The organism is Atlantibacter hermannii, assembly GCF_009907385.1.
Taxonomy (GTDB): Bacteria; Pseudomonadota; Gammaproteobacteria; order Enterobacterales; family Enterobacteriaceae; genus Atlantibacter; species Atlantibacter hermannii_A.
Genome location: NZ_JAAATR010000046.1, coordinates 1 through 4289, shown reverse-complemented (window position 1 = coordinate 4289; position 4289 = coordinate 1). Strand labels below are relative to the sequence as shown.

Below are 4289 nucleotides of genomic sequence, written 5' to 3'. Positions count from 1 at the left end.
TGCTCCCTTTGGCCGCTCGGGAACCCCACCGGGTACTTGATGGTGCCGGCTACCGGAATCGAACTGGTGACCTACTGATTACAAGTCAGTTGCTCTACCTACTGAGCTAAGCCGGCATCAAGTAGCGCGCATTCTAGGAACTGCCGGGCCTGCATGCAACAAAAAAATTGCATAAAACGCTCTACCGCTCACATTTTGAACTAAGCCCGTCACTTCTGACACTATTTTGACCAGCGAAGCGTAAGAAATAATCAGGATTTGCCCGTCAGGACGCACAATGATTGTGCATAACCAGCTGATATTCGCATTTCGATGAAGCATGCATAGGGCAAATTTGGCTCGTTTAACGCGCTTAACGCTTTTATGCGCCCTGGATCACATATTGCATTGTTATCTTGTGTCCTGTGATCCGGAGGTGCCGCTGTGAAAATTATCGCCTTAAACGCATCCACACTCCCCGTTTATTGTCGGGAACTGGCTATTGTGCTGTTAGACGTGCTGGCTGACGGCAGTCTGCCAGGCTATCACCAACACATTAGTCGGGAAGAAGCGGAAAGCACGTTTTATCGCCTTCGCGATGCGTTAAGCAAACAGGAAACCCTGATATGGATTGCCAGAGATGAGTGGGGCGTGATGGGGTACGCCCGGCTGGATTTGTGTGCAGACTCCGATGGTTTGAATCGCGCCGAGATTAAAGGCGTGATGGTGCATCGCCGCGCTCGCCGTCTGGGAGCGGGCAAGAGGCTAATTCAGGCGGTAGAAGAGACGGCGTCTCAGGGCCGGCGCGGGTTGCTTTATCTGGATGTACAGGCCGGTACGCGAGCGGAAGCCTTTTGGCGAGCGGTAGGGTATCGCTGCCTGGGGGAAATGCCGGATTATGTCTGTTCTGGCGACGGCTATTGCCACTCTGCCGTTATTTACTACAAACGCCTGTTTGCGATGAATCCGCATCCCCGCGTCGTCGCGAGTTAAGGCGGACAAACGTGATGCTTTCACTGGAAAGCATCACTCCTTTTGATTTTTTCTTCTTATTCTTTGCATTCTGGTGTTACCCTCCTGCCCATCGTTGAAACAGATATCTATGGCGTGTCACTGGCCGTTTATAAAATGAAACGAACCAGCCAGAGCGTTCATTCTTGTCCGCAATGACAGGCAAACACATGCTGAAAAGTAATACAGAGCAAACAATAATGACTCCTTATCTTCAGTTTAACCGGAGCCAGTGGGCTGCGCTTCGTGACTCAGTCCCAATGACCTTAACTGAAGGCGAAATCGCACGTTTAAAAGGTATTAACGAAGATCTCTCGCTGGATGAAGTGGCTGAGATTTATTTGCCGCTGTCGCGCTTATTAAATTTCTATATCAGCTCGAATCTTCGCCGCCAGGCGGTGCTGGAACAGTTTTTAGGCACTAACGGGCAGCGGATCCCTTATATCATCAGCATTGCAGGCAGCGTTGCCGTAGGCAAAAGCACCACGGCGCGCGTGCTTCAGGCGCTATTGTCGCGCTGGCCGGAACATCGCCGCGTTGAATTAATTACCACCGATGGCTTTCTTCATCCTAATCAGGTACTTAAAGACCGGAATCTGATGAAGAAGAAAGGGTTTCCGCAATCCTATGATATGCACCGGCTGGTAAAATTTGTGTCCGATCTCAAATCCGGCGTACCGAATGTGACGGCCCCGGTGTATTCCCATCTCATTTATGATGTTATCCCCGATGGGGATAAAGTTGTGACCCAGCCGGATATATTAATCCTTGAAGGATTGAATGTATTACAAAGCGGCATGGATTATCCTCACGATCCGCATCATGTATTTGTTTCTGATTTCGTCGACTTTTCTATTTATGTCGATGCCCCGGAAGATCTATTACAGACCTGGTATATCAACCGCTTCTTAAAATTCCGCGAAGGGGCATTTACCGATCCGGACTCTTATTTCCACAATTACGCCAAACTTTCTGAAGAAGAGGCCGTTAACGTCGCCACACAGCTATGGAAAGAAATCAACTGGCTGAATCTTAAAGAAAATATCCTACCAACTCGCGAACGTGCCAGTCTGATAATGACCAAGAGCGCCGACCACGCGGTTGAGTGCGTCAGATTACGGAAATAAAAAAAGGGAGCCAGGCTCCCTTTTTCTTATCCTGCGCTGCGTAATGAGATTTCCCCGCCAATCCAGGGTTTAATCGCGCCATCCTGCTCCAGTAATAATGCGCCCTGCTCGTCAATACCCCGGGAAATACCAAAAATCTCTTTCTCGCCAATAATCAGTTTCACCGGGCGATGAATAAAATTATCCAGTTTTTCCCAACGGCTCAGGAACGACGTCAGCCCATCCTGCTCAAAGATTTTAAGCGCGTTGCGCAATTCATTAATAAGCCGGACCGCGAGCTTATTACGATCGATATGAATGCCTGCTTCCTGTAAGTTAATCCAGCCCTGGTTGACGACCTCTTCTTCTACCCGACGCATCGCCAGGTTAATGCCCGCGCCGATGACAATCTGCGCAGCATCGCCGGTTTTACCGGTTAACTCGACCAGAATCCCGGCAAGTTTACGGTCATGGAGATAAAGGTCGTTCGGCCATTTCACGCGTACCTGATCGGCACCCAGCTCGTGCAAAACCTCAGCCATCACGATGCCAATAACCAGACTTAAGCCGATCGCAGCGGCGGGCCCTTGTTCAAGGCGCCAGTACATTGATAAATAGAGATTAGCGCCAAACGGCGAGAACCATTTACGACCGCGTCGGCCACGACCCGCTTGCTGATATTCCGCAATACATGCATCGCCGGAAGAGAGGCTTGCCAGGTGGTCAAGTAGATACTGGTTGGTGGAATCGATAACCGGCAATACGCTGACCGAGCCAGCATCAATTTGACTTAGAATTAAAGACTCATCCAACAACTGGATAGGTTCGGGAAGGCTATACCCTTTTCCCGGGACGGTAAACACATCCACACCCCAGTCGCGCAGCGTCTGGATATGTTTATTAATCGCAGCACGGCTCATCCCTAATTTTTCGCCCAGCTGCTCGCCCGAGTGGAATTCGCCATCAGCAAGCAGAGAGATAAGCGTTAAGGGTATTTTATTATCCTTCATGAAATTTTCTCCACGGCATTCACTTCACCGGTCCGGCCAATAAAACGCACTTCCGGCTCAAGCCAGATGTTAAATCGCTCACCTACGCGCTGTCGCACATCATGCGCCAGGCGTACAACGTCATCACTTTTCGCGTGATCGACATTAACCAGAACCAGTGCCTGCTGGCGATGCACGGCTGCGCCGCCCACCTGGTAGCCCTTTAACTGACATTGATCGATTAGCCAGCCTGCAGCGAGCTTAACGCTGCCGTCAGCCTGCGGATAATTTGGCATGCGGGGAAAGTGCTCAATGAGTTGGCTAGCCAGCTCCGCACTGATGACAGGGTTCTTAAAGAAGCTGCCCGCATTACCCTGGACGCGAGGATCGGGCAGTTTTGTTTGCCGCATATGGCAAACACTATCAAAGACGTTTTGCGGTGTGACAGTAGCAGGATCCAGCTGGGTCAGATCGCCGTAGGTCAAGACAGGTATCCAACGCTTGTTCAGGCGTAACCCTACTGCGGTAATTGCGTAGCGGTTCTGGTATTCGTGCTTGAAGATGCTGTCACGGTAGCCAAAGCGGCAGTCTGCCGCCTGGACGCGTAAAATATTGCCCGTTTCGAGTTCGATGCATTCGACGTATTCACAAACGTGCTTAAGCTCCACACCATAAGCACCAATGTTTTGGATTGGTGACGAACCCGCGCATCCGGGGATCAGAGCCAGATTTTCCAGTCCTGGCATACCTTTGTCGAGCGTGTATTCAACCAGTTTGTGCCAGTTTTCCCCTGCCCCCGCGTGAATATGCCATGCCCGATCTGTCTCTGTGATGGTGATGCCCGCAATGCGATTAACAATCACCGTGCCGTCGAAGTCTTCAAGAAAAAGAACATTGCTGCCTTCTCCGAGAATCATTACCGGTTCGCCCTGTCGCGCGGACTCAAGCCAGGCTTGCTGTAACGACTCGGGTGTCGTCGCCTCAATCAGCTTTTTAGCGCTGCATTCCAGATTAAAACTGTTAAAAGGTTTGAGGGAAGTACGCATGATTTTTTCCTGATACAACGATCCCGCTAGTTTACCCGATCGCGCGGCGTAAGGCTTGTATCATGGTTTGATTGGTGAAGAGCTGAGGCAGGTTTCAGAGCGTTGGCAAGGGCGTCCGGGCAAGTTTTCTGGATCGCAGACAGCAAAAAGCCCATCCG

4 protein-coding genes and 1 tRNA gene are annotated in these 4289 nt (G+C 50.7%); 2 read left to right on the top strand and 3 right to left on the bottom strand.

What is annotated here, in order from left to right:
* Positions 1 to 40 precede the first annotated feature (40 nt).
* Positions 41 to 116: transfer RNA gene (locus GV764_RS13550), tRNA-Thr, on the bottom strand.
* Positions 117 to 423: 307 nt separating this feature from the next.
* On the opposite strand from GV764_RS13550, the gene GV764_RS13545 reads away from it, so the two are divergent.
* Together GV764_RS13545 and coaA are read left to right on the top strand one after the other, a co-directional pair.
* Positions 424 to 972, top strand: a complete 549-nt coding sequence (locus tag GV764_RS13545) for a GNAT family N-acetyltransferase (protein WP_161660619.1) — start codon at positions 424 to 426, stop codon at positions 970 to 972.
* 188 nt (positions 973 to 1160) lie between these two features.
* Positions 1161 to 2117 carry a type I pantothenate kinase gene (coaA, locus tag GV764_RS13540; RefSeq protein ID WP_201743191.1) on the top strand — a complete coding sequence of 319 codons (957 nt, stop codon included), beginning with the start codon at positions 1161 to 1163 and terminating at the stop codon, positions 2115 to 2117.
* A 26-nt stretch (positions 2118 to 2143) separates the two neighbouring features.
* Here the strand turns inward: coaA and birA are convergent, their stop codons facing one another.
* Together birA and murB are read right to left on the bottom strand one after the other, a co-directional pair.
* Positions 2144 to 3106 (bottom strand): bifunctional biotin--[acetyl-CoA-carboxylase] ligase/biotin operon repressor BirA, encoded by a 963-nt coding sequence (gene birA, locus GV764_RS13535; protein ID WP_161660617.1) that lies wholly within the window; start codon positions 3104 to 3106, stop codon positions 2144 to 2146.
* Positions 3103 to 4131, bottom strand: a complete 1029-nt coding sequence (murB, locus tag GV764_RS13530) for a UDP-N-acetylmuramate dehydrogenase (RefSeq protein ID WP_161660616.1) — start codon at positions 4129 to 4131, stop codon at positions 3103 to 3105. Before murB ends, birA begins: the two co-directional genes overlap by 4 nt.
* Between the last annotated feature and the right edge of the window lie 158 nt (positions 4132 to 4289).